The following is a 22,052-nucleotide window of genomic DNA, read 5'->3' on the forward strand; positions in this document are numbered from 1 at the left end:
CTCCTAGGCTTCAGCACGCCGACGGCGCTTCGATGAGGCGCTCAAGGGACGTGCGGTCCAATTGTTCGGTATCCAGTTTCACGTAGAGGGCAGCCTCTTCGGCTACCACGACAGCGTCCGTCACCCCGGCAGTGCCCAGCAGACGCTGGACCAGACCTGCATCGGCAAGCGCAGCTGCGGACAGCGGCAGGCGCAGACTCGTGACATAGGGAGGCTCGCGCATGGTAGCAGCAATTATCAGCCAGAGGGCACTGAGCGAGGCGCAGCCGGCGAACACCCAGGTCAGTCCGCCCTGATCGAACAACCAGCCCCCGAGCATGCCGCCCAGTGCGGCGCCGAGGAACTGACTGGTGGAGTAGACCCCCATCGCCGTGCCCTTGCCGGCAGCCGGCGCAACCTTGCTCACCAGTGACGGCAGAGACGCCTCGAGCAGATTGAAGGCGGTGAAGAACAGCACGAAACCGACCACCAGCGTACGCAGACTCTGGCCGAACAACAGGAAGTACAGCTCGCACGCCAGCAACACCGCCACCGCCCCGGCCAGCACCCGGCGCATACGCCGTTTCTTCTCGCCATAGATGATGAAGGGCACCATGCCGAAGAAGCCGATCAGCAGCGCCGACAGGTAGACCCACCAGTGTTCGTCCCGGGCCAAACCACCCTGCTCGACCAGCGCCAGCGGCAGCGCAACGAAGCTCGCCATCAGAATCGCGTGCAGCACCAGGATGCCGAAGTCCAGCCGCAACAAATCCTTGTTGCGCAGGGTCGTCAACAACTCGCGGCGCGCCACGCCCGACTCGCGATGACTCAGCGGGTGGGTGGATCGCGGCACTACCAGGGCGACGATCAGCATTCCCAGCAGCGCCATGCCGGCGGTTGCCCAGAACAGTCCGGACAGACCGAAAGCGCGCGTCAGCAACGGGCCGATCACCATCGCCACGGCGAACGACAGACCGATGCTCATGCCGATCAGCGCCATGGCCTTGGTGCGGTGCTGCTCGCGGGTGAGATCCGACAGCAGCGCCATGACCGCGGCGGAGATGGCGCCGGCGCCCTGCAGCACGCGGCCGGCGATCACCCCATGAATGCTCTCGGCCTCGGCGGCAACGCCCGCGCCCAGGGCAAAGACCAGCAGTCCGAAATAGATGACCGGCAGCCGGCCGATGCGGTCGGAAAGAATGCCGAAGGGAATCTGCAGCAGTGCCTGGGTCAGGCCGTAGGCGCCGATGGCCACGCCGATCAGCGTGGGCGTGGCGCCGATCAGTTCCTGGCCGTAGGTCGCCAATACCGGCAGCACCATGAACATGCCAAGCATGCGAAAGGCGAAGACCAGCGCCAGGCCGCCGGCGGCGCGACCCTCTGCTGCGTTCATGCGCTCGCTGTGCGAATCCTGCATTGCTGAACCTCGTGAAATCCGGCGGCGATTCTAGCAGCCCACCTCCTGACGGCGCAGCGAAAAGCGCGGGGTGCGGCATGCGGGCGCAGTACGATTTACCGCCGTGCTCTTTGCCGCCATGTCGCGACGAACCTTATACTCGCGGGTTTCCGCCCGCCAGGCGAGGCTGCGGCAGGGTCTTCGAAAGCGCTGGCGAGACAGGCACGCGAGGACAGGCGCGGCTGTCGAAGAGAAATGAGCATCTGATCGGACTCGCACGAGCCTGTCTTTAACGAAGCGCTGGCTAGCTAGACAGCTTTAGAGGTTCCTTGTGGACAAGATCCTGATCCGTGGGGCACGTACCCACAACCTGAAGAACATCGACCTGACCCTGCCGCGCGATCAACTGATCGTGATCACCGGCCTGTCCGGCTCGGGCAAGTCCTCGCTGGCCTTCGACACGCTCTATGCCGAAGGCCAGCGCCGCTATGTCGAGTCGCTGTCGGCCTACGCCCGGCAATTCCTGTCGATGATGGAAAAGCCCGATGTCGACACCATCGAAGGCCTGTCGCCGGCGATCTCCATCGAGCAGAAGTCCACCTCGCACAACCCGCGCTCGACCGTCGGCACCATCACCGAGATCTACGACTACCTGCGCCTGCTCTATGCCCGTGTCGGCACCCCGCGCTGCCCGGAGCACGATGTGCCGCTGGAGGCGCAGACCGTCAGCCAGATGGTCGACCAGGTGCTGGCGCTGCCCGAGGGCCGCAAGCTGATGCTGCTGGCGCCGGTGGTGCGTGAACGCAAGGGCGAGCACCTGTCGGTATTCGAGGAACTGCGCGCCCAGGGCTTCGTCCGCGCGAGGGTCAACGGCAAACTGTTCGAGCTGGACGAATTGCCCAAGCTGGACAAGCAGAAGAAGCACAGCATCGACGTGGTGGTGGACCGCTTCAAGGTCCGCGAGGACCTGCAGCAGCGCCTGGCCGAATCCTTCGAGACCGCGCTGAAGATGGCCGACGGCATCGCCCTGGCGGCGCCGATGGACGACGAGCCGGGCGAGGAAATCATCTTTTCCGCGCGCTTCGCCTGCCCGCACTGCGGCCATTCGATCGGCGAGCTGGAGCCCAAGCTGTTTTCCTTCAACAACCCGGCCGGCGCCTGCCCGACCTGCGACGGCCTGGGGGTGAAGCAGTTCTTCGACCCACGCCGCCTGGTCAATGGCGAGCTGACCCTGGCCGAAGGCGCCATCCGCGGCTGGGACAGGCGCAACGTCTACTACTTCCAGATGCTCGGCTCGCTGGCCTCGCACTACGGTTTCAGCCTCGAGCAACCCTTCGATGATCTGTCCGCCGAGCACCAGAAGGTGATCCTGCACGGTAGTGGCAGCCAGAGCGTGGAATTCCGCTATCTCAACGACCGCGGCGACATCGTCAAGCGCGCCCACCCCTTCGAAGGCATAGTGCCGAACCTGGAGCGCCGCTACCGTGAAACCGAGTCGGCCACGGTGCGCGAGGAACTGGCCAAGTACCTCAGCACCCAGCCCTGCCAGGAGTGCCGTGGCACTCGTCTGCGTCGCGAGGCACGGCACGTCTGGGTCGGCGAGCGGACCCTGCCGGCGGTCACCGCGCTGCCGGTGGGCGACGCCTGCGACTACTTCGCCGATCTGTCGCTGAGCGGGCGGCGCGGCGAGATCGCCAGCAAGATTCTCAAGGAGATTCGCGAGCGCCTGCAGTTTCTGGTCAACGTCGGCCTCGATTACCTGACCCTGGACCGCAGCGCCGACACCCTGTCCGGCGGCGAAGCCCAGCGCATCCGCCTGGCCAGCCAGATCGGCGCCGGCCTGGTCGGGGTCATGTACATCCTCGACGAGCCCTCCATCGGCCTGCATCAGCGCGACAACGAACGCCTGCTCGGCACCCTCACCCACCTGCGCAACCTGGGCAACACGGTGATCGTGGTCGAGCACGACGAGGACGCCATCCGCCTGGCCGATTACGTCGTCGACATCGGCCCCGGTGCCGGCGTACATGGCGGTCGGATCGTCGCCGAGGGCACGCCCGAGCAAGTGATGAATCATCCCGACTCGCTGACCGGCAAGTACCTCTCCGGCCGGGTGAAGATCCGCTATCCGGATAAGCGCACCCCGCGCGACAGAAAGAAGCAGCTCAAGCTCAAGGGCGCACGCGGCAACAACCTGCGCAACGTCGACCTGGAAATCCCGCTCGGGCTGCTCACCTGCATCACCGGCGTGTCGGGCTCAGGCAAGTCGACGCTGATCAACAACACCCTGTTCCCGCTGGCCGCCACCGCACTCAATGGTGCCAGCACCCTGGAAGCCGCTGCCCACGACTCGCTCGACGGCCTGCAGCACCTGGACAAGGTGGTCGACATCGACCAGAGCCCGATCGGCCGCACCCCGCGCTCCAATCCGGCGACCTACACCGGGCTGTTCACGCCGATCCGCGAGCTGTTCTCCGGCGTGCCGGAATCGCGCTCGCGCGGCTACGGCCCGGGGCGCTTCTCCTTCAACGTCAAGGGCGGGCGCTGCGAGGCCTGCCAAGGCGATGGCGTGATCAAGGTGGAGATGCACTTTCTGCCGGACATCTACGTCCCCTGCGACGTGTGCAAGGGCAAGCGCTACAACCGCGAGACGCTCGAGGTGAAGTACAAGGGCAAGAACATTCATGACGTGCTCGAGATGACCATCGAGGACGCCCGCGAGTTCTTCGACGCCGTTCCGGCGCTGGCGCGCAAGCTGCAGACGCTGATCGACGTCGGGTTGTCGTACATCAAGCTCGGCCAGAGCGCGACCACCCTCTCCGGCGGCGAGGCGCAGCGGGTCAAGCTGTCGCGCGAGCTGTCCAAGCGCGACACCGGCAAGACCCTCTACATCCTCGACGAGCCCACCACCGGCCTGCACTTCGCCGACATCCAGCAACTGCTCGACGTGCTGCATCGTCTGCGTGACCACGGCAACACCGTGGTGGTGATCGAGCACAACCTGGACGTGGTCAAGACCGCCGACTGGATCGTCGACCTCGGCCCCGAAGGCGGCTCCAAGGGCGGCCAGATCATCGGTTGCGGCACGCCCGAGGAGATCACGCAGATGGAGCAGTCACACACCGGCCACTTCCTCAAACCCCTGCTGGAACGCGACCGGCTCTGAAACGAAAAGGCCCCGCAGATGCGGGGCCTTTTTTGTTACACACCAGGCGATCAGGCCAGATCGAAGCGATCCAGGTTCATCACCTTGGTCCATGCCGCCACGAAGTCGTCGAAGAACTTCGCCTCCCCCGCTTCACCGGCGTAGACCTCGGCCAGCGCACGCAGCACGGAATTGGAACCGAACACCAGATCCACTCGGGTGGCCGTCCACTTCAGCTCGCCCGTCGCACGATCACGGCCTTCGAACAGCTCGCGATCGGCGCCCACCGCCTTCCACGCTGTGCCCATGTCGAGCAGGTTGCTGAAGAAGTCGTTGCTCAGCGCCCCGGGACGCGAAGTGAAGACCCCGTGAGCACTGCCGCCCACATTGATGTTGATCGAGCGCAGCCCTCCGACCAGTACCGTCAGCTCCGGGGCAGTCAGTGTCAGCAGCTGCGCCTTGTCGATCAGCAGTGCCTCCGCCGGAACGCTGTAGCGCCCCTTGGTGAAGTTGCGGAACCCGTCGGCGATCGGCTCCAGCACTGCGAACGACTCGACATCGGTCTGCTCCTGTGAGGCGTCCATCCGCCCCAGGGTGAACGGCACGCTGAGCGTGCGCCCGGCATTGCCGGCTGCCTGCTCGATCCCTACGACACCTGCGAGCACCACCAGATCGGCGAGCGAGACCTTCTTGCCGCCAGTCTGCGCGCGGTTGAACTCGGCCTGAATCGCCTCCAACGTCGCGATGACGCGAGCCAGCTGTTCCGGCTGGTTGGCCGCCCAGTTCTTCTGCGGCGCCAGCCGAATGCGCGCACCATTGGCTCCGCCGCGCTTGTCCGAGCCGCGGAAAGTCGAAGCGGCTGCCCAAGCGGTGCCGACCAGCTCGGACACCGTCAGCCCCGCCCCCAATACCTTGCGCTTGAGCGCCGCGACATCCTGGTCATCGACCAGCGGGTGATCGAGAACAGGAATCGGATCCTGCCAGAGGAGCTCCTCTGTCGGCACTTCCGGGCCGAGATAGCGGGCGCGCGGGCCCATGTCACGGTGGGTCAGCTTGAACCAGGCGCGGGCGAAGGCATCGGCGAACTGCTCCGGATGCGCGAGGAAGCGGCGCGAGATCTTCTCGTAGGCCGGATCCATGCGCAGCGACAGATCGGTGGTGAGCATGGTCGGGCGGTGCTTCTTAGAAGGATCGTGGGCATCGGGAATGCTCCGCTCGGCGTCCTTCGCTACCCATTGGTGCGCCCCGGCCGGACTTTTGCTCAGCGCCCACTCGTACTTGAACAGATTCTCGAAAAAGAAGTTGCTCCACTGCGCCGGCGTTTGCGTCCAGGTCACTTCCAGGCCGCTGGTGATGGTATCGCCGCCCTTGCCGCTACCGAAGGAGTTCGCCCAGCCCAGGCCCTGGCTCTCGATATCGGCAGCCTCGGGCTCGGCACCGACATGATCGGCGGGGCCGGCCCCATGGGTCTTGCCGAAGGTGTGTCCGCCGGCGATCAGGGCAACGGTTTCCTCATCGTTCATCGCCATCCGCGCGAAGGTCTCGCGAATGTCGTGCGCCGCGGCGATGGGGTCGGGATTGCCCTCCGGGCCTTCCGGATTCACGTAGATCAGGCCCATCTGCACTGCGGCCAGCGGGTTCTCCAGATTGCGTCCCTGGCTGTCGGTGCGATCCTGCTCACTGTCATGCAGCTGCGGCTCGGCAACCAGAGGGCCCTCACCAGCCTTGGCGTAGCGGGCATCACCGCCAAGCCAGGTCTGCTCGGTACCCCAGTAGACGTCCTGGTCCGGCTCCCAGGTGTCCTCGCGACCGCCGGCAAAGCCGAAGGTCTTGAAGCCCATCGATTCCAGGGCGACGTTGCCAGTCAGGATCAGCAGGTCTGCCCAGGAAATCTTCTGTCCGTACTTCTGCTTGATCGGCCACAGCAGACGCCGCGCCTTGTCCAGGCTGACGTTGTCCGGCCAGCTGTTGAGGGGCGCGAAACGCTGTTGCCCGCGCCCTGCGCCTCCGCGGCCATCACCGGTGCGGTAGGTGCCGGCGCTGTGCCAGGCCATGCGCACGAACAGCGGACCATAGTGCCCAAAATCGGCTGGCCACCAGTCCTGTGAGTCGGTCATCAGGGCGTGCAGATCATTCTTCAGCGCCTGCAGATCCAGACTGCTGAATGCCCTCGCGTAATCGAACTTTTCACCCAGCGGATTAGACTTGGCCGAGTGCTGGTGCAACAGATCAACCCGCAGCTGCTTCGGCCACCAGTCTCTATTGGTCGTGCCGCCACCGGCAGTGTGCTGCGCGGTGCTGTTGCCTGAAAACGGACACTTGCCTTCTGCTTCCTGACTCATCTCGTCTCTCCTCATCGAATGCGATCTGCCGGCCAGCTGTCGGCGATGGAAGGAGTCTAGGAGAGCGACGCGGTGCTTCCCAATTCATTACGGCAAAGCAGTCGATAGTCAGAGTCTTTTCACAGACAACAAAAAACCGGGCACTAGGCCCGGCTTTCTGATTTGTCGCGTGTAGCTTATTCAGCTGCTTCGACGGCACCGGTGACCGGACGGTCAACCAGCTCGACGTACGCCATGGGCGCATTGTCGCCAGCGCGGAAACCGCACTTGAGGATACGCAGGTAACCGCCCTGACGGGTGGCGTAGCGTTTGCCCAGATCGTTGAACAGCTTGCCGACGATGGCTTTCGAACGGGTACGGTCGAAGGCCAGGCGGCGGTTGGCAACGTTGTCGACCTTGGCCAGGGTGATCAGCGGCTCGGCAACGCGGCGCAGTTCCTTGGCTTTCGGCAGGGTAGTTTTGATCAGCTCGTGCTCGAACAGCGAAACCGCCATGTTCTGGAACATGGCCTTGCGATGAGCGCTGGTGCGGCTGAGGTGACGGCCACTTTTACGATGACGCATGGTTCATTCCTTACCAAACTTGAAGTTCGGTGATCGTGACGATCAGGCAGTCGCCTTGTCGTCTTTCTTCAGACTTGCCGGCGGCCAGTTGTCGAGGCGCATGCCGAGGGAGAGCCCACGCGAGGCCAGAACGTCCTTGATCTCTGTCAGGGACTTCTTGCCAAGGTTCGGGGTCTTCAGCAGTTCCACTTCGGTACGCTGGATCAGATCGCCGATGTAATAGATGTTTTCAGCCTTCAGGCAGTTGGCCGAACGCACGGTCAGCTCGAGGTCGTCAACCGGACGCAGGAGGATCGGATCGATCTCGTCTTCCTGCTCGATCACCACCGGCTCGCTGTCACCCTTGAGGTCGACGAACGCGGCCAGCTGCTGCTGCAGAATGGTCGCGGCACGACGGATGGCCTCTTCAGGATCCAGGGTACCGTTGGTTTCCAGATCGATTACCAGCTTGTCGAGGTTGGTGCGCTGCTCGACGCGAGCGTTCTCGACCACATAGGCAATCCGGCGAACCGGGCTGAAAGTGGCGTCCAGCTGCAAGCGACCGATGCTGCGGCTTTCTTCCTCGTCACCCTGACGCGCATCTGCCGGCTCGTAGCCACGGCCACGACGCACGGTCAGACGCATGTTCAGCGCGCCATTGGAAGCCAGATTGGCAATGACGTGGTCGCCATTGACGATCTCGACATCGTGATCCAGCTGGATGTCTGCTGCGGTGACGACACCAGCGCCCTTCTTGGAAAGGCTCAGGGTGACTTCATCGCGACCGTGCAGCTTGATGGCCAGGCCTTTCAGGTTGAGCAGGATTTCGATGACGTCTTCCTGAACACCTTCGATGGCGCTGTACTCATGAAGCACACCGTCGATCTCTGCCTCGACCACAGCACAGCCGGGCATGGAGGACAACAGGATGCGACGCAGCGCGTTGCCCAGGGTATGACCGAAGCCACGCTCGAGCGGCTCGAGCGTGATCTTCGCGCGGGTCTGGCTGACCGCCTGCACATCGATGTGACGGGGGGTCAGGAACTCATTTACCGAAATCTGCATGGGGTGCACCTATCTTCTAGCCCTTACTTGGAGTAGAGCTCGACAATCAGGCTCTCGTTGATGTCGGCAGAAAGGTCGCCACGAGCCGGCACGCTCTTGAACACGCCGGTTTTCTTCTCGGAGTCGACTTCAACCCACTCAACACGACCGCGCTGTGCGTTCAGCTCGAGAGCTTGAGCGATGCGCAGCTGATTACGGGCCTTTTCGCGAACTGCAACCACATCACCGGCCTTGACCTGGTAAGAGGGTACGTTCACGGTCGAACCATTCACGGTGATCGACTTGTGCGATACCAGCTGGCGCGACTCGGCGCGAGTGGCACCGAAGCCCATGCGGTAAACGACGTTGTCCAGACGGCACTCGAGCAGTTGCAGCAGGTTCTCGCCGGTAGCGCCCTTGCGACGGGCAGCTTCCTTGTAGTAGCTGCTGAACTGGCGCTCGAGAACGCCATAGATGCGACGGACTTTCTGCTTTTCGCGCAGCTGGGTGCCGTAGTCGGACTGGCGACCACGACGCTGACCATGCTGGCCGGGAGCCGCTTCGATGTTGCACTTCGATTCCAGAGCGCGGGAGCCGCTTTTCAGGAACAGATCGGTGCCTTCACGACGAGACAGTTTGCATTTGGGACCAATGTAACGAGCCATTTCTCACTGTCTCCTGATTACACGCGACGCTTCTTCGGCGGACGGCACCCGTTGTGCGGGATCGGCGTCACGTCGGTGATGCTGGCGATTTTGTAGCCACAGCCGTTCAGTGCACGAACAGCGGACTCACGACCTGGACCCGGACCCTTGACGTTGACGTCGAGGTTCTTGAGGCCATATTCCAGAGCGGCTTGGCCAGCGCGCTCGGCTGCAACCTGGGCAGCGAACGGCGTGCTCTTACGCGAGCCGCGGAAACCCGAGCCACCGGAGGTAGCCCAGGACAGAGCATTGCCCTGGCGATCGGTGATGGTGACGATGGTGTTGTTGAAAGACGCGTGGATGTGGGCGATCCCATCAACCACCGTCTTTTTGACTTTCTTACGAGGACGAGCAGCAGGCTTAGCCATGAATTAATTCCTGTCGATTCGCGGGCGCAATTACTTGCGGATCGGCTTACGCGGGCCCTTGCGGGTGCGCGCGTTAGTCTTGGTGCGCTGACCACGGACCGGCAGGCCGCGACGGTGACGCAGGCCGCGGTAGCAACCCAGGTCCATCAGACGCTTGATCTTCATGTTCACTTCGCGGCGCAGATCACCTTCGGTGGTCAGCTTCGCTACTTCGCCACGCAACAGTTCAATCTGCTCGTCGCTCAGATCCTTGATTTTCGCAGCCGGGTTGACCCCGGTAGCGGCACAGATCTGCTGTGCACTAGTGCGACCAACACCGAAGATGTAGGTCAGCGAGATAACAGTGTGCTTGTTATCCGGAATGTTAACGCCTGCAATACGGGCCATTCAGTGGAACTCCAATTGACAGCTACCTACGCCCCGGAAGCCAAGAAAAGGGCGCGAGATATTAGCGCTGTAGAAACAAAGAATCAACCCGGCAGCGCACTAGCTGCCGGGCTATCGCTTCAACTCACAATCAGCCTTGGCGCTGCTTGTGACGCGGCTCTGCACTGCAGATGACTCGAACGACGCCTTCGCGACGGACGATCTTGCAGTTACGGCAAAGCTTTTTTACCGATGCACGAACTTTCATCACCAACTCCTCGAACCTTATGGGCACTCAGCGGATCATGCCGCTGCCGTAACCCTTCAGATTGGCTTTTTTCATCAGAGACTCGTACTGATGCGAAACGAGATGGGATTGGACCTGAGACATGAAGTCCATGACCACCACCACGACGATCAGCAGGGAGGTCCCGCCAAGGTAGAACGGCACGCCAGCTGCAACCTGCAAAAACTGCGGCAACAGACAGACAGCCGTCATGTACAGAGCACCGAACATGGTCAGACGAGTCAGAACGCCATCGATATAGCGCGCGGATTGGTCACCAGGACGAATACCCGGAATGAAGGCACCGGAGCGCTTCAAGTTTTCAGCAACGTCCTTCGGGTTGAACATCAGCGCTGTATAGAAGAAGCAGAAGAAAATGATCCCTGCACTAAACAGCAAGATGTACAACGGCTGGCCCGGCGCGAGCGCCTGCGACACGTCCTGCAGCAGATCCATGCCTTCGGCCTGACCGAACCAGGTACCCAGCGAAGCGGGGAACAGCAGCAGGCTGCTGGCGAAGATCGCCGGAATCACACCTGCCATGTTCACCTTCAGCGGAAGGTGACTGGTTTGCGCAGCAAAGACCTTGCGACCCTGCTGACGCTTGGCGTAATGCACCGCGATACGACGCTGACCACGCTCAATGAACACCACGAACGCAACGATGGCGATCGCCAGCAAGGCGATACCGATGAGCGCGAAGATGTTGATGTCGCCCTGTCGTGCGGACTCGAAGGACTGACCAACCGCGGACGGCAGACCAGCAACGATACCCGCGAAGATCAACATCGAGATGCCGTTACCGACACCGCGCTCGGTGATCTGCTCGCCAAGCCACATCATGAACATCGCACCAGCCACGAAGGTGGTGATGGCAACGAAGTGGAACTCGAAGCCCGTCGAGAACGACACACCCTGACCGGCCAGGCCGACCGACATACCGATCGCCTGGACAATCGCCAGCACCAGAGTGCCGTAACGGGTGTACTGGCTGATCTTGCGACGGCCAGACTCCCCTTCCTTCTTCAACTGCTCCAGCTGCGGGCTGACGGCGGTCATCAGCTGCATGATGATCGATGCCGAGATGTACGGCATGATCCCCAGTGCAAAGATGCTCATCCGCTCCAGCGCGCCGCCGGAAAACATGTTGAACAGGCTAAGAATGGTCCCCTCGTTCTGCTTGAACAGGATCGCCAGCTGATCCGGATTGATCCCGGGAACAGGGATATGCGCACCTATCCGATAGACGATGATCGCCAGGAAAAGGAACCGCAACCGAGCCCAGAGCTCGGACAATCCACCACCGCTGAGCGCTGAGAGAGCACCTTGCTTAGCCATTTAGTCCTCGATCTTGCCGCCAGCTGCTTCGATAGCCGCACGTGCACCTTTGGTGACGGCGATACCTTTCAGAGTGACCGCACGGCCAACCTCACCCGACAGCATGACTTTCACGCGCTGTACGTGCTGGTTGACCAGATCGGCATCCTTGAGCGCTTGCAGAGTGACGACGTCACCCTCGATCTTGGCCAGCTCGGAGGTGCGAACTTCTGCACGATCCATAGCCTTGAGCGAGGTGAAGCCGAACTTCGGCAGGCGGCGGTGCAGCGGCTGCTGACCACCCTCGAAACCCGGAGCAATGGTGCCACCGGAACGAGAGGTCTGACCTTTGTGACCACGGCCACCGGTTTTACCCAGGCCGCTACCGATACCGCGGCCAGCGCGGTCTTTCTCGCGGCGGGCACCCGGCGCGGAACGGAGATCGTTCAGTTGCATGGATCAGCCCTCCACACGGAGCAGGTAGTAAGCCTTGTTGATCATGCCGCGGTTTTCAGGAGTGTCCTGAACCTCAACGGTATGATTGATGCGACGCAGGCCGAGACCCTTGACGCAGGCTTTGTGATTGGCCAGACGGCCATTGGTGCTTTTCACCAGAGTAACTTTGACGGTAGCCATGGTTAGAGAATCTCCTCGACGCTCTTGCCACGCTTGGCAGCAACGGAACCTGGCGACTGCATGGACTTCAGACCCTGGAAGGTGGCGTGTACCACGTTCACCGGGTTGGTCGAGCCATAGCACTTGGCCAGAACGTTCTGCACGCCAGCAACTTCCAGAACAGCACGCATGGCGCCACCAGCGATGATGCCGGTACCTTCCGAAGCCGGCTGCATGTACACCTTGGAGGCGCCATGGGCAGACTTGATTGCGTACTGCAGAGTGGTGCCGTTCAGGTCGACCTGGATCATGTTGCGGCGAGCCGCCTCCATGGCCTTCTGAATGGCTGCCGGCACTTCGCGGGATTTGCCACGGCCGAAACCGACACGACCCTTACCATCACCCACCACGGTCAACGCGGTGAAGGTGAAGATACGGCCGCCCTTTACGGTCTTGGCAACGCGGTTAACCTGTACCAGCTTCTCGATGTAGCCTTCGCTGCCATCGTCGCGGCTGTCGCGGTTATCGCGACGTTGATCGTTATTTGCCATAACTTAGAACTCCAGCCCGCCTTCACGAGCAGCATCAGCCAGCGCCTTGACGCGGCCGTGGTACTTGAAGCCAGAACGGTCGAAAGCCACCTGGGTGACACCGGCGGTTTTAGCGCGCTCGGCAACCAGTTGACCTACCTTCTTGGCCGCGTCTACGTTGCCAGTGGCACCGCTACGCAGTTCTTTGTCCAAGGTAGAGGCGCTTGCCAGAACCTTGCTGCCGTCGGCCGAGATGACCTGGGCATAAATGTGCTGCGAAGAGCGGTACACGCACAGGCGCACGACTTCGAGCTCGTGCATCTTCAGGCGTGCCTTGCGAGCGCGACGCAGTCGGGTTTCTTTCTTGACGGTCATTTGCTAGGCCCTACTTCTTCTTGGCTTCTTTACGACGGACGACTTCGTCCGCGTAACGCACACCCTTGCCCTTGTACGGCTCTGGCGGACGGAAGTCGCGGATCTCAGCGGCCACCTGACCCACCAACTGCTTGTCGATACCCTTGATCAGGATGTCGGTCTGGCTGGGAGTTTCAGCGGTAACACCTTGCGGCAGTTGGTAGTCGACCGGGTGAGAGAAGCCCAGCGCGAGGTTGAGAACCTCACCTTTGGCCTGAGCCTTGTAGCCCACGCCAACCAGCTGCAGCTTGCGCTCGAAGCCCTGGCTCACACCAATGACCATGTTGTTGACCAGCGCACGGGTAGTACCGGCCATGGCCTTGTTCTGCAGGTCGCCATTGCGGGCAGCGAAACGCAGCTCACCGGCTTCCTCAATCACCTCGACAGAGGAGTGCAGAGTCATTTCCAGGACACCCTTGGCGCCCTTGACCGAAAGCTGCTGACCAGCGAGTTTGATCTCGACACCGGCGGGCAGCTTGACGGGGTTCTTAGCAACGCGAGACATGCTTGACCCCCCTTAGAACACTGTGCAAAGCACTTCACCGCCGACACCGGCAGCGCGTGCAGCACGATCCGTCATCACACCCTTGTTGGTGGAGACGATGGAAACACCGAGACCGCCGCGCACCTTGGGCAGATCATCCGAGGACTTGTAGCTACGCAGGCCTGGACGGCTCACGCGCTTGACTTCCTCGATAACCGGACGGCCTTCGAAATACTTCAGCTCGATGGACAGCTGCGGCTTGACGTCCGCACTGATTTCGTAACCCGCGATGTAGCCTTCGTCCTTGAGGACCTTGGCCACTGCCACCTTCAGCTTGGAAGACGGCATGCTTACTACCGACTTTTCAGCCATCTGGGCATTACGGATACGAGTTAGCATGTCCGCTAACGGGTCCTGCATACTCATGGGCTAGTTGCTCCTGATACAAAAGAATCAGCCTTGCGGCTGCCAAAACTGCCCGAAAAAAGAAGCCAGACTCGGGCGAGCCGGTCATTCTAGTTAGCAGACATAAATGAATCAAGCCCCTTTCGGGGCTTGATGGGTACAACACGATAATTCGTCCCTGTCACCAGGGACGAACCAGCGACATTACCAGCTGGCCTTGACCAGACCTGGAACGTCGCCGCGCATTGCGGCTTCGCGCAGCTTGTTACGCGAAAGACCGAACTTGCGATAGACACCGTGCGGACGACCAGTCAGACGGCAGCGGTTGCGCAGACGCGAGGAACTCGCATCACGCGGCTGCTTCTGCAGGGCGACCTGGGCTTCCCAACGCTGCTCCGCACTGCTGTTCGGATTGGCGATGACAGCCTTCAGCTCGGCACGCTTCTTGGCGTACTTGGCTACCGTCTGCTGACGCTTCAGCTCGCGGTTCTTCATGCTCGTTTTGGCCATGTCCGGATCCTTTAGTTACGGAACGGGAAGTTGAAAGCACGCAGCAGAGCGCGGCCTTCATCATCGGTACGGGCGGTGGTGGTCAGGGTGATGTCCAGGCCACGCAGCGCATCGATCTTGTCGTAATCGATTTCCGGGAAGATGATCTGCTCTTTGACGCCCATGCTGTAGTTGCCACGGCCGTCGAAGGACTTGGCATTCAGGCCGCGGAAGTCACGCACGCGCGGCAGGGAGATTGCCAGCAGACGATCCAGGAACTCGTACATACGCTCGCGACGCAGAGTGACCTTGATACCGATCGGCCAGCCCTCACGCACCTTGAAGCCTGCAATGGACTTGCGAGCATAGGTGACGATCGGCTTCTGGCCAGTGATCTTCTCGAGGTCAGCTACAGCGCTCTCGATGACTTTCTTGTCACCGATCGCTTCGCCCAGACCCATGTTCAGGGTGATCTTGGTAACGCGCGGAACTTCCATCACGTTCGAAAGCTGCAGTTCTTCCTTCAGCTTCGGAGCGATCTGGTTCCGGTAAATCTCTTTTAGTCGTGCCATGGTGTTTTACCTATGATTCTCAAGCGCCGACCGGCTTTTGGGTGGACTTGAAGACACGAATTTTCTTGCCATCTTCGACCTTGAAGCCAACGCGGTCAGCCTTGCTGGTTTCACTGTTGAAAATAGCGACGTTGGAGACGTGCAGAGGCGCCTCTTTCTCGACGATACCGCCTTGGGTGCCAGCCATCGGGTTGGGCTTGGTATGGCGCTTGATCATGTTGATGCCACCAACGACCAGACGGTCGTCAGCGAGCACTTTCAGCACCTTGCCACGCTTGCCCTTGTCTTTGCCGGCGATGACGATGATCTCGTCGTCACGACGAATCTTTTGCATGACGCCTTCTCCTTACAGCACTTCAGGGGCGAGGGAGACGATCTTCATGAACTTCTCAGAACGAAGTTCACGAGTCACCGGCCCGAAGATACGGGTGCCGATCGGCTCCTGCTTGTTGTTCAGCAGGACGGCCGCGTTGCCGTCGAAGCGGATGATGGAACCGTCGGCGCGACGAACGCCGTGACGGGTACGCACCACTACTGCGGTCATCACCTGGCCTTTCTTGACCTTACCGCGCGGAATCGCTTCCTTGACGGTAACTTTGATGATGTCGCCGATGCCGGCATAGCGACGGTGGGAACCACCGAGCACCTTGATGCACATGACGCGACGAGCGCCGCTGTTATCGGCCACATCGAGCATGGATTGAGTCTGAATCATAACTTTCTCCGACCCTTAGTCTTTTAGACTTCCACCGCTCGTTCGACGACTTCCACCAGGGCCCAGCACTTAGTCTTGGCCAGCGGACGAGTCTCACGAATGGTGACCTTGTCACCGATACGGCACTGATTGGTTTCATCGTGGGCGTGCAACTTGGTCGAACGCTTCACGTACTTGCCGTAGATCGGGTGCTTTACGCGACGCTCGATCAGTACGGTGATGGTCTTCTCCATCTTGTCGCTGACAACACGGCCGGTCAGCGTACGGACAGTTTTTTCAACTTCAGCCATGATCACTTACCTGCCTGCTGGTTGAGCACGGTCTTCACGCGAGCGATGTCGCGCTTGACTTGCGAGAGCAGGTGAGACTGCCCCAACTGGCCAGTTGCCTTCTGCATGCGCAGATTGAACTGGTCGCGCAGCAGGCCGAGCAGTTGCTCGTTCAGCTGCTCTGCTGTTTTTCCACGAAGTTCGGTCGCTTTCATCACATCACCGTCCGCTTAACAAAAGTGGTGGCGAGTGGCAGCTTTGCAGCAGCCAGGGCGAAAGCCTCACGCGCCAGCTGTTCGGAAACGCCCTCGATCTCGTAGAGGACCTTGCCCGGCTGAATCTGGGCTACCCAGTACTCGACGCCGCCCTTCCCTTTACCCATACGAACTTCGAGGGGCTTCTTGGTGACAGGCTTGTCGGGGAACACGCGAATCCAGATCTTGCCGCCACGCTTCACGTGACGGGTCAGAGCACGACGTGCTGCTTCGATCTGGCGCGCGGTCAGGCGACCACGGCTGACGGACTTCAGCGCAAACTCGCCGAAGCTGACCTTGCTACCGCGCTGAGCCAGGCCACGGTTGTGGCCTGTCATCTGCTTGCGGAACTTCGTACGCTTTGGTTGCAACATGATGCGTACTCCTTATTTCTTAGCAGCTTTACGAGGCGCAGGCGCTTGCGGCTTCAGCTCTTCAGTGCGGCCACCGATGACCTCACCCTTGAAGATCCAAACCTTGACGCCGATCACACCGTAGGTGGTGTGCGCTTCGTAGGTGGCGTAATCGATATCCGCGCGCAGGGTGTGCAGCGGCACACGACCTTCGCGGTACCACTCGGTACGTGCGATTTCCGCACCGCCGAGACGACCACTGACCTGGATTTTGATGCCCTTGGCACCAATGCGCATGGCGTTCTGTACGGCGCGCTTCATGGCGCGACGGAACATGACGCGGCGCTCCAGCTGCTGAGCAACGCTCTGAGCAACCAGCATACCGTCGAGCTCCGGCTTGCGGATCTCTTCGATGTTGATGTGCACCGGCACACCCATTTGCTTGGTCAGGTCCTGACGCAGCTTCTCAACATCTTCACCTTTCTTGCCGATCACGATGCCGGGACGAGCGGTGTGGATGGTGATGCGTGCGGTTTGAGCCGGGCGATGGATATCGATGCGGCTTACGGACGCGCTTTTTAGTTTGTCTTGGAGATACTCACGAACCTTCAGATCTGCAAACAAGTAGTCTGCATAAGTCCGACCGTCTGCATACCAGACGGAGGTGTGATCCTTGACGATTCCCAGGCGGATGCCTATGGGATGTACTTTCTGACCCATCTGATCGACTCCGTTACTTGTCTGCAACCTTGACAGTGATATGGCAAGACCGCTTGACGATGCGATCAGCACGGCCTTTGGCACGCGGCATGATGCGCTTAAGCGAACGCCCCTCGTTGACGAAAACGGTGCTGACCTTCAGGTCATCAACGTCCGCGCCCTCGTTGTGCTCGGCGTTGGCAACGGCCGACTCCAGCACTTTCTTCATGATTTCCGCTGCTTTCTTGGAACTGAAAGCCAGCAGGTTGAGCGCTTCGCCCACCTTCTTCCCGCGGATCTGATCGGCGACCAGGCGGGCTTTCTGGGCAGAGATGCGAGCGCCCGACAACTTAGCGGCTACTTCCATCATTGCTTACCCCTTAGCGCTTGCCTTTCTTGTCCGCTACGTGCCCGCGATAGGTGCGGGTAGCAGCGAACTCGCCGAGTTTGTGGCCGACCATGTCTTCGTTCACGAGGACCGGGACATGCTGGCGACCGTTGTGTACAGCGATGGTCAGACCGACCATCTGCGGCAGGATCATCGAACGGCGCGACCAGGTCTTGACTGGTTTGCGCTCGCCCTTTTCCACCGCCGCATCGACCTTCTTCAGTAGGTGAAGATCGATAAAAGGACCTTTTTTCAGAGAACGTGGCACTGTCGAATCCCTCTATTTACTTGCGACGACGGACGATCATGTTATCGGTGCGCTTGTTCGAACGAGTCTTCGCGCCCTTGGTCGGGAAGCCCCACGGCGACACCGGATGACGACCACCGGAAGTACGACCTTCACCACCACCGTGCGGGTGATCAACCGGGTTCATGGCAACACCACGAACGGTCGGACGAACACCACGCCAGCGCTTGGCACCGGCCTTGCCCAGCGAACGCAGGCTGTGCTCGGAGTTCGAGACTTCGCCCAGGGTCGCACGGCACTCGGACAGCACCTTGCGCATTTCGCCGGAGCGAAGACGCAGGGTTACGTATGCACCTTCACGCGCTACCAGCTGTACCGAAGCACCAGCGGAGCGAGCGATCTGCGCGCCTTTGCCCGGCTTCAGCTCGATACCGTGAACGGTCGAACCAACCGGAATGTTGCGCAGCGGCAGGCTGTTGCCCGGCTTGATCGGCGCCATTGCACCAGCGATCAGCTGATCACCGGCAGACACGCCTTTCGGAGCGATGATGTAGCGACGCTCGCCGTCGGCATACTTCAACAGAGCGATGTGTGCAGTACGGTTCGGATCGTATTCGATACGCTCGACAGTGGCCGGAATCCCGTCCTTGTCGTTGCGACGGAAGTCGACCAGACGATAGTGCTGCTTGTGACCACCGCCAATGTGACGAGTGGTGATACGACCGTTGTTGTTACGGCCGCCAGTCTTCGACTTCTTCTCGAGCAGCGGAGCGTACGGAGCGCCCTTGTGCAGCTCAGGGCTGACCACTTTGACGACAAAGCGGCGGCCGGCGGAAGTCGGTTTGCATTTAACGATTGCCATGATGCACCCCTGCTTTATTCAGCACTGCTGGCGAAATCGATTTCTTGGCCCGGCTGAAGAGCGATGACCGCCTTCTTCCAGTCGTTACGCTTGCCCATGCCGCGAGCGGTGCGCTTGGTCTTACCCTTGACGTTCTGGGTAGTGACACTGTCAACCTTCACGCTGAACAGGCTTTCGACGGCCTTCTTGATTTCCAGCTTGGTTGCATCGGTGGCAACCTTGAAAACGAACTGGCCCTGCTTATCAGCCAGGACGGTGGCCTTCTCGGAGACGTGCGGGCCAAGTAGCACTTTGAAAACGCGTTCCTGGTTCATCCCAGCAGCTCCTCGAATTTCTTCACAGCCGACACGGTGATCAGAACCTTGTCGTATGCGATCAGACTGACCGGATCCGAACCCTGGACGTCACGGACATCGACGTTGGGCAGGTTGCGGGCAGCCAGGTACAGATTCTGATCGACCGCTTCGGAGACGATCAGCACGTCGTTCAGACCCAGGCCGTTCAGCTTGCTGGCCAGTGCCTTGGTTTTCGGAGCATCGACAGCGAAGTCCTCGACAACAACCAGACGCTCCTGACGGACCAGCTCGGCCAGAATGGAACGGATGGCAGCGCGATACATCTTCTTGTTGAGCTTCTGCTCGAAGTTGCGATTGGTGGCCGCGAAGGTCACACCACCGCCACGCCAGATCGGACCACGAGTGGTACCGGCACGAGCACGACCAGTGCCCTTCTGACGCCAGGGGCGCTTACCGCCACCGGAAACATCGGAGCGGGACTTCTGAGCCTTGGTGCCCTGACGACCGCCAGCCATGTAGGCGACGACTGCCTGGTGAACCAGGGTCTCGTTGAAATCACCGCCGAAAGTACGCTCGGAAACCTCGATGGCCTGAGCGCCATTTACATTCAATTGCATCTCGAGATCTCCCCTTACGCCTTGACTGCCGGACGAACGACAACGTCGCTACCGGTAGCGCCAGGAACGGCACCCTTGACCAGCAGCAGGTTGCGCTCGGCATCGACGCGGACGACTTCCAGGGACTGCACGGTTACGCGCTCAGCACCCATATGGCCGGACATTTTCTTGCCCTTGAACACTCGACCAGGAGTCTGGCACTGGCCGATCGAACCCGGGACACGGTGGGATACAGAGTTACCGTGAGTATTGTCCTGACCACGGAAATTCCAGCGCTTGATGGTACCGGCGAAGCCTTTACCCTTGGACTGACCGGTCACATCGACCATCTGCCCTGCCTGGAAAATGTCCGCCTTGATTTCGTCGCCAGCCTTGTACTCACCTTCTTCGAGACGGAACTCGAGAACGGCACGACCTGCAGCGACGCTGGCCTTGGCGAAGTGACCGGCTTGCGCCTTGGTCACGCGGGAAGCACGACGCTCACCGACGGTGACTTGCACCGCACGATAGCCATCGCTTTCTTCGGTTTTGAACTGTGTGACGCGATTCGGCTCGATCTCAATGACCGTGACCGGAATGGAGACACCTTCTTCGGTGAAAATGCGGGTCATGCCGCACTTACGACCGACTACACCAATAGTCATGTTGTAACCTCATGAGTGTACGGGGCTTTCACCCGCTATGGCCGCCCATTTCAGAGCGTTACACGACTAAAACCGCCAGGTTTTAGCCGAGGCTGATCTGAACTTCCACGCCAGCAGCAAGGTCAAGCTTCATCAGCGCATCGACGGTCTTGTCGGTCGGCTGGACGATGTCCAGAACGCGCTTGTGAGTGCGGATCTCGTACTGGTCGCGCGCGTCTTTGTTGACGTGCGGAGAAACCAGAACAGTGAAACGCTCCTTGCGAGTGGGCAGCGGAATCGGACCACGCACCTGAGCACCAGTACGTTTCGCGGTTTCCACGATTTCCTGGGTCGATTGATCGATCAGGCGATGGTCAAAGGCCTTCAACCGGATACGGATTTGTTGGTTTTGCATTTGCCTCAGACTCCAATTTGCCATTCCCATCAAGCGGAATACGCCCGATAAAAGGAGGCGCAATTGTACGGATGCACCCTAGGGGTGTCAAACAAATGATCAGACAAAAGAAAAGGCCCCTTGCGGGGCCTTTTACTTACGTCTACCGATTACTCGATGACTTTGGCAACCACGCCGGCGCCGACGGTACGACCGCCTTCGCGAATGGCGAAGCGCAGGCCGTCTTCCATGGCGATCGGCTTGATCAGGGTGACAACCATCTTGATGTTGTCGCCCGGCATTACCATCTCGACGCCTTCCGGCAGCTCGCACGAACCGGTCACGTCAGTGGTGCGGAAGTAGAACTGCGGACGGTAGCCCTTGAAGAACGGGGTGTGACGACCACCTTCTTCCTTGGACAGAACGTACACTTCGGCTTCGAACTTGGTGTGCGGCTTGATGGTGCCCGGCTTGGCCAGAACCTGGCCACGCTCGACGTCATCACGCTTGGTGCCGCGCAGCAGCACGCCGCAGTTCTCGCCAGCACGACCTTCGTCGAGCAGCTTGCGGAACATTTCCACGCCGGTGCAGGTGGTCTTGGTGGTGTCACGCAGACCAACGATTTCGATTTCTTCCTGGATCTTGACGATGCCGCGCTCGACACGACCAGTCACAACGGTACCGCGACCGGAGATCGAGAACACGTCTTCGATCGGCATCAGGAACGGCTTGTCGATGGCACGAACCGGCTCCGGAATGTAGCTGTCCAGAGTCTCGACCAGCTTCTTGACCGCAGTGGTGCCCATTTCGTTGGCATCTTCACCGTTCAGAGCCATCAGCGCAGAGCCGATGATGATCGGAGTGTCGTCACCCGGGAAATCGTAGGTGGACAGCAGGTCGCGAACTTCCATCTCGACCAGTTCCAGCAGCTCGGCGTCATCGACCATGTCAGCCTTGTTCAAGAACACGACGATGTACGGAACGCCAACCTGACGGGACAGCAGGATGTGCTCGCGAGTTTGCGGCATGGGGCCGTCAGCAGCCGAGCAGACCAGGATCGCGCCGTCCATCTGCGCAGCACCGGTGATCATGTTCTTCACATAGTCAGCGTGGCCCGGGCAGTCAACGTGAGCGTAGTGACGAACAGCCGAGTCGTACTCGACGTGCGCGGTGTTGATGGTGATACCACGAGCCTTCTCTTCCGGAGCCGAGTCGATCTTGTCGAAATCGACCTTGGCACTACCGAAAACCTCGGAGCAAACGCGGGTCAGAGCTGCAGTCAGAGTGGTCTTGCCATGGTCGACGTGACCGATGGTGCCGACGTTGACGTGCGGTTT

Annotated in this window: 32 protein-coding genes; 1 reads left to right on the plus strand and 31 read right to left on the minus strand. The window is 60.5% G+C overall.

Translation table 11 applies throughout. The features are described 5' to 3' along the window. Window positions 1-10 precede the first annotated feature (10 nt). Window positions 11-1,396 (minus strand): MFS transporter, encoded by a 1,386-nt coding sequence (locus DBO85_RS12440; RefSeq protein WP_108107595.1) that lies wholly within the window; start codon window positions 1,394-1,396, stop codon window positions 11-13. 310 nt (window positions 1,397-1,706) lie between these two features. Between DBO85_RS12440 and uvrA the strand changes: the two genes are divergently transcribed. Next, a complete protein-coding gene (gene uvrA, locus DBO85_RS12445; RefSeq protein WP_108107596.1) occupies window positions 1,707-4,541 on the plus strand; it encodes an excinuclease ABC subunit UvrA in 2,835 nt (944 codons plus the stop codon). 50 nt (window positions 4,542-4,591) lie between these two features. Here the strand turns inward: uvrA and katG are convergent, their stop codons facing one another. From katG to tuf, 30 genes are all read right to left on the minus strand, one after another. Next, on the minus strand, window positions 4,592-6,862 hold the full coding sequence (katG, locus tag DBO85_RS12450; protein WP_108107597.1) for a catalase/peroxidase HPI: 2,271 nt from the start codon (window positions 6,860-6,862) through the stop codon (window positions 4,592-4,594). Window positions 6,863-7,038: 176 nt separating this feature from the next. Next, window positions 7,039-7,425: a 50S ribosomal protein L17 gene (gene rplQ, locus DBO85_RS12455; RefSeq protein ID WP_108107598.1), complete on the minus strand. Its 387-nt coding sequence runs from the start codon at window positions 7,423-7,425 to the stop codon at window positions 7,039-7,041. Between the two features lie 42 nt (window positions 7,426-7,467). Next, complete coding sequence (locus DBO85_RS12460; RefSeq protein ID WP_108107599.1) at window positions 7,468-8,469, minus strand: DNA-directed RNA polymerase subunit alpha; 1,002 nt, start codon at window positions 8,467-8,469, stop codon at window positions 7,468-7,470. 23 nt (window positions 8,470-8,492) lie between these two features. Beyond that, complete coding sequence (rpsD, locus tag DBO85_RS12465; RefSeq protein ID WP_108107600.1) at window positions 8,493-9,113, minus strand: 30S ribosomal protein S4; 621 nt, start codon at window positions 9,111-9,113, stop codon at window positions 8,493-8,495. A gap of 17 nt (window positions 9,114-9,130) precedes the next feature. Beyond that, on the minus strand, window positions 9,131-9,520 hold the full coding sequence (gene rpsK / locus DBO85_RS12470; RefSeq protein ID WP_002555466.1) for a 30S ribosomal protein S11: 390 nt from the start codon (window positions 9,518-9,520) through the stop codon (window positions 9,131-9,133). A gap of 30 nt (window positions 9,521-9,550) precedes the next feature. Further along, a complete protein-coding gene (rpsM, locus tag DBO85_RS12475) occupies window positions 9,551-9,907 on the minus strand; it encodes a 30S ribosomal protein S13 (RefSeq protein ID WP_108107601.1) in 357 nt (118 codons plus the stop codon). Window positions 9,908-10,037: 130 nt separating this feature from the next. Continuing rightward, window positions 10,038-10,154, minus strand: a complete 117-nt coding sequence (gene rpmJ, locus DBO85_RS12480) for a 50S ribosomal protein L36 (protein WP_014854209.1) — start codon at window positions 10,152-10,154, stop codon at window positions 10,038-10,040. Between the two features lie 27 nt (window positions 10,155-10,181). After that, on the minus strand, window positions 10,182-11,510 hold the full coding sequence (gene secY / locus DBO85_RS12485) for a preprotein translocase subunit SecY (RefSeq protein ID WP_108107602.1): 1,329 nt from the start codon (window positions 11,508-11,510) through the stop codon (window positions 10,182-10,184). Beyond that, window positions 11,511-11,945 (minus strand): 50S ribosomal protein L15, encoded by a 435-nt coding sequence (gene rplO, locus DBO85_RS12490; protein WP_108107603.1) that lies wholly within the window; start codon window positions 11,943-11,945, stop codon window positions 11,511-11,513. It abuts the gene before it with no gap. 3 nt (window positions 11,946-11,948) lie between these two features. Then, a complete protein-coding gene (gene rpmD, locus DBO85_RS12495; protein WP_108107604.1) occupies window positions 11,949-12,125 on the minus strand; it encodes a 50S ribosomal protein L30 in 177 nt (58 codons plus the stop codon). A 2-nt stretch (window positions 12,126-12,127) separates the two neighbouring features. After that, window positions 12,128-12,655: a 30S ribosomal protein S5 gene (gene rpsE / locus DBO85_RS12500; RefSeq protein WP_108107605.1), complete on the minus strand. Its 528-nt coding sequence runs from the start codon at window positions 12,653-12,655 to the stop codon at window positions 12,128-12,130. Window positions 12,656-12,658: 3 nt separating this feature from the next. Beyond that, entirely contained in the window at window positions 12,659-13,009 is a 351-nt protein-coding gene (rplR, locus tag DBO85_RS12505) for a 50S ribosomal protein L18 (RefSeq protein WP_108107606.1), read from the minus strand. 10 nt (window positions 13,010-13,019) lie between these two features. Next, on the minus strand, window positions 13,020-13,553 hold the full coding sequence (rplF, locus tag DBO85_RS12510; RefSeq protein ID WP_108107607.1) for a 50S ribosomal protein L6: 534 nt from the start codon (window positions 13,551-13,553) through the stop codon (window positions 13,020-13,022). Window positions 13,554-13,565: 12 nt separating this feature from the next. After that, complete coding sequence (rpsH, locus tag DBO85_RS12515) at window positions 13,566-13,958, minus strand: 30S ribosomal protein S8 (protein ID WP_108107608.1); 393 nt, start codon at window positions 13,956-13,958, stop codon at window positions 13,566-13,568. Window positions 13,959-14,141: 183 nt separating this feature from the next. Continuing rightward, complete coding sequence (rpsN, locus tag DBO85_RS12520) at window positions 14,142-14,447, minus strand: 30S ribosomal protein S14 (RefSeq protein WP_108107609.1); 306 nt, start codon at window positions 14,445-14,447, stop codon at window positions 14,142-14,144. A gap of 11 nt (window positions 14,448-14,458) precedes the next feature. Further along, entirely contained in the window at window positions 14,459-14,998 is a 540-nt protein-coding gene (gene rplE / locus DBO85_RS12525; RefSeq protein WP_108107610.1) for a 50S ribosomal protein L5, read from the minus strand. Window positions 14,999-15,017: 19 nt separating this feature from the next. Continuing rightward, window positions 15,018-15,332: a 50S ribosomal protein L24 gene (gene rplX, locus DBO85_RS12530; RefSeq protein ID WP_108107611.1), complete on the minus strand. Its 315-nt coding sequence runs from the start codon at window positions 15,330-15,332 to the stop codon at window positions 15,018-15,020. A gap of 12 nt (window positions 15,333-15,344) precedes the next feature. Then, a complete protein-coding gene (gene rplN, locus DBO85_RS12535) occupies window positions 15,345-15,713 on the minus strand; it encodes a 50S ribosomal protein L14 (protein WP_003243907.1) in 369 nt (122 codons plus the stop codon). 23 nt (window positions 15,714-15,736) lie between these two features. After that, window positions 15,737-16,003: a 30S ribosomal protein S17 gene (gene rpsQ / locus DBO85_RS12540; protein ID WP_108107633.1), complete on the minus strand. Its 267-nt coding sequence runs from the start codon at window positions 16,001-16,003 to the stop codon at window positions 15,737-15,739. 2 nt (window positions 16,004-16,005) lie between these two features. After that, entirely contained in the window at window positions 16,006-16,197 is a 192-nt protein-coding gene (gene rpmC / locus DBO85_RS12545; RefSeq protein WP_108107612.1) for a 50S ribosomal protein L29, read from the minus strand. Beyond that, entirely contained in the window at window positions 16,197-16,610 is a 414-nt protein-coding gene (gene rplP, locus DBO85_RS12550) for a 50S ribosomal protein L16 (protein WP_108107613.1), read from the minus strand. Before rplP ends, rpmC begins: the two co-directional genes overlap by 1 nt. Window positions 16,611-16,622: 12 nt before the next feature. Further along, entirely contained in the window at window positions 16,623-17,309 is a 687-nt protein-coding gene (gene rpsC, locus DBO85_RS12555; RefSeq protein WP_108107614.1) for a 30S ribosomal protein S3, read from the minus strand. 13 nt (window positions 17,310-17,322) lie between these two features. Continuing rightward, window positions 17,323-17,655, minus strand: a complete 333-nt coding sequence (gene rplV / locus DBO85_RS12560) for a 50S ribosomal protein L22 (protein WP_003103908.1) — start codon at window positions 17,653-17,655, stop codon at window positions 17,323-17,325. Between the two features lie 13 nt (window positions 17,656-17,668). Further along, window positions 17,669-17,944, minus strand: a complete 276-nt coding sequence (gene rpsS / locus DBO85_RS12565; protein ID WP_108107615.1) for a 30S ribosomal protein S19 — start codon at window positions 17,942-17,944, stop codon at window positions 17,669-17,671. A gap of 16 nt (window positions 17,945-17,960) precedes the next feature. Further along, window positions 17,961-18,785: a 50S ribosomal protein L2 gene (rplB, locus tag DBO85_RS12570; protein WP_108107616.1), complete on the minus strand. Its 825-nt coding sequence runs from the start codon at window positions 18,783-18,785 to the stop codon at window positions 17,961-17,963. Window positions 18,786-18,799: 14 nt separating this feature from the next. Then, entirely contained in the window at window positions 18,800-19,099 is a 300-nt protein-coding gene (gene rplW, locus DBO85_RS12575) for a 50S ribosomal protein L23 (RefSeq protein ID WP_108107617.1), read from the minus strand. After that, window positions 19,096-19,698 (minus strand): 50S ribosomal protein L4, encoded by a 603-nt coding sequence (rplD, locus tag DBO85_RS12580; RefSeq protein ID WP_108107618.1) that lies wholly within the window; start codon window positions 19,696-19,698, stop codon window positions 19,096-19,098. Before rplD ends, rplW begins: the two co-directional genes overlap by 4 nt. Window positions 19,699-19,712: 14 nt before the next feature. After that, entirely contained in the window at window positions 19,713-20,342 is a 630-nt protein-coding gene (gene rplC / locus DBO85_RS12585) for a 50S ribosomal protein L3 (RefSeq protein ID WP_108107619.1), read from the minus strand. Between the two features lie 82 nt (window positions 20,343-20,424). Continuing rightward, complete coding sequence (gene rpsJ, locus DBO85_RS12590; RefSeq protein WP_003186070.1) at window positions 20,425-20,736, minus strand: 30S ribosomal protein S10; 312 nt, start codon at window positions 20,734-20,736, stop codon at window positions 20,425-20,427. Between the two features lie 149 nt (window positions 20,737-20,885). Next, the coding region (gene tuf / locus DBO85_RS12595) for an elongation factor Tu (protein WP_108107620.1) at window positions 20,886-22,052 on the minus strand (1,167 nt) is incomplete at its 5' end.

Origin of the sequence: Pseudomonas mangrovi, from assembly GCF_003052585.1 — a bacterium.
GTDB lineage: Bacteria > Pseudomonadota > Gammaproteobacteria > Pseudomonadales > Pseudomonadaceae > Aquipseudomonas > Aquipseudomonas mangrovi.

Coding starts and splice junctions, on each gene's coding strand:
- rplX (WP_108107611.1), bottom strand. CDS start 15,332: ATGCAAAAGATTCGTCGTGACGACGAGATCATCGTCATCGCCGGCAAA.
- rplW (WP_108107617.1), bottom strand. CDS start 19,099: ATGAACCAGGAACGCGTTTTCAAAGTGCTACTTGGCCCGCACGTCTCC.
- rpmD (WP_108107604.1), bottom strand. CDS start 12,125: ATGGCTACCGTCAAAGTTACTCTGGTGAAAAGCACCAATGGCCGTCTG.
- rplE (WP_108107610.1), bottom strand. CDS start 14,998: ATGGCACGACTAAAAGAGATTTACCGGAACCAGATCGCTCCGAAGCTG.
- DBO85_RS12460 (WP_108107599.1), bottom strand. CDS start 8,469: ATGCAGATTTCGGTAAATGAGTTCCTGACCCCCCGTCACATCGATGTG.
- rpsM (WP_108107601.1), bottom strand. CDS start 9,907: ATGGCCCGTATTGCAGGCGTTAACATTCCGGATAACAAGCACACTGTT.
- rpsK (WP_002555466.1), bottom strand. CDS start 9,520: ATGGCTAAGCCTGCTGCTCGTCCTCGTAAGAAAGTCAAAAAGACGGTG.
- rplN (WP_003243907.1), bottom strand. CDS start 15,713: ATGATTCAGACTCAATCCATGCTCGATGTGGCCGATAACAGCGGCGCT.
- rpmJ (WP_014854209.1), bottom strand. CDS start 10,154: ATGAAAGTTCGTGCATCGGTAAAAAAGCTTTGCCGTAACTGCAAGATC.
- rpsH (WP_108107608.1), bottom strand. CDS start 13,958: ATGAGTATGCAGGACCCGTTAGCGGACATGCTAACTCGTATCCGTAAT.
- rplP (WP_108107613.1), bottom strand. CDS start 16,610: ATGTTGCAACCAAAGCGTACGAAGTTCCGCAAGCAGATGACAGGCCAC.
- rpmC (WP_108107612.1), bottom strand. CDS start 16,197: ATGAAAGCGACCGAACTTCGTGGAAAAACAGCAGAGCAGCTGAACGAG.
- rpsQ (WP_108107633.1), bottom strand. CDS start 16,003: ATGGCTGAAGTTGAAAAAACTGTCCGTACGCTGACCGGCCGTGTTGTC.
- rpsJ (WP_003186070.1), bottom strand. CDS start 20,736: ATGCAAAACCAACAAATCCGTATCCGGTTGAAGGCCTTTGACCATCGC.
- rpsD (WP_108107600.1), bottom strand. CDS start 9,113: ATGGCTCGTTACATTGGTCCCAAATGCAAACTGTCTCGTCGTGAAGGC.
- rplF (WP_108107607.1), bottom strand. CDS start 13,553: ATGTCTCGCGTTGCTAAGAACCCCGTCAAGCTGCCCGCCGGTGTCGAG.
- rplV (WP_003103908.1), bottom strand. CDS start 17,655: ATGGAAGTAGCCGCTAAGTTGTCGGGCGCTCGCATCTCTGCCCAGAAA.
- rplB (WP_108107616.1), bottom strand. CDS start 18,785: ATGGCAATCGTTAAATGCAAACCGACTTCCGCCGGCCGCCGCTTTGTC.
- secY (WP_108107602.1), bottom strand. CDS start 11,510: ATGGCTAAGCAAGGTGCTCTCTCAGCGCTCAGCGGTGGTGGATTGTCC.
- rpsN (WP_108107609.1), bottom strand. CDS start 14,447: ATGGCCAAAACGAGCATGAAGAACCGCGAGCTGAAGCGTCAGCAGACG.
- rplR (WP_108107606.1), bottom strand. CDS start 13,009: ATGACCGTCAAGAAAGAAACCCGACTGCGTCGCGCTCGCAAGGCACGC.
- rpsE (WP_108107605.1), bottom strand. CDS start 12,655: ATGGCAAATAACGATCAACGTCGCGATAACCGCGACAGCCGCGACGAT.
- rplC (WP_108107619.1), bottom strand. CDS start 20,342: ATGACTATTGGTGTAGTCGGTCGTAAGTGCGGCATGACCCGCATTTTC.
- rplD (WP_108107618.1), bottom strand. CDS start 19,698: ATGCAATTGAATGTAAATGGCGCTCAGGCCATCGAGGTTTCCGAGCGT.
- DBO85_RS12440 (WP_108107595.1), bottom strand. CDS start 1,396: ATGCAGGATTCGCACAGCGAGCGCATGAACGCAGCAGAGGGTCGCGCC.
- katG (WP_108107597.1), bottom strand. CDS start 6,862: ATGAGTCAGGAAGCAGAAGGCAAGTGTCCGTTTTCAGGCAACAGCACC.
- rplQ (WP_108107598.1), bottom strand. CDS start 7,425: ATGCGTCATCGTAAAAGTGGCCGTCACCTCAGCCGCACCAGCGCTCAT.
- rpsC (WP_108107614.1), bottom strand. CDS start 17,309: ATGGGTCAGAAAGTACATCCCATAGGCATCCGCCTGGGAATCGTCAAG.
- rplO (WP_108107603.1), bottom strand. CDS start 11,945: ATGCAACTGAACGATCTCCGTTCCGCGCCGGGTGCCCGCCGCGAGAAA.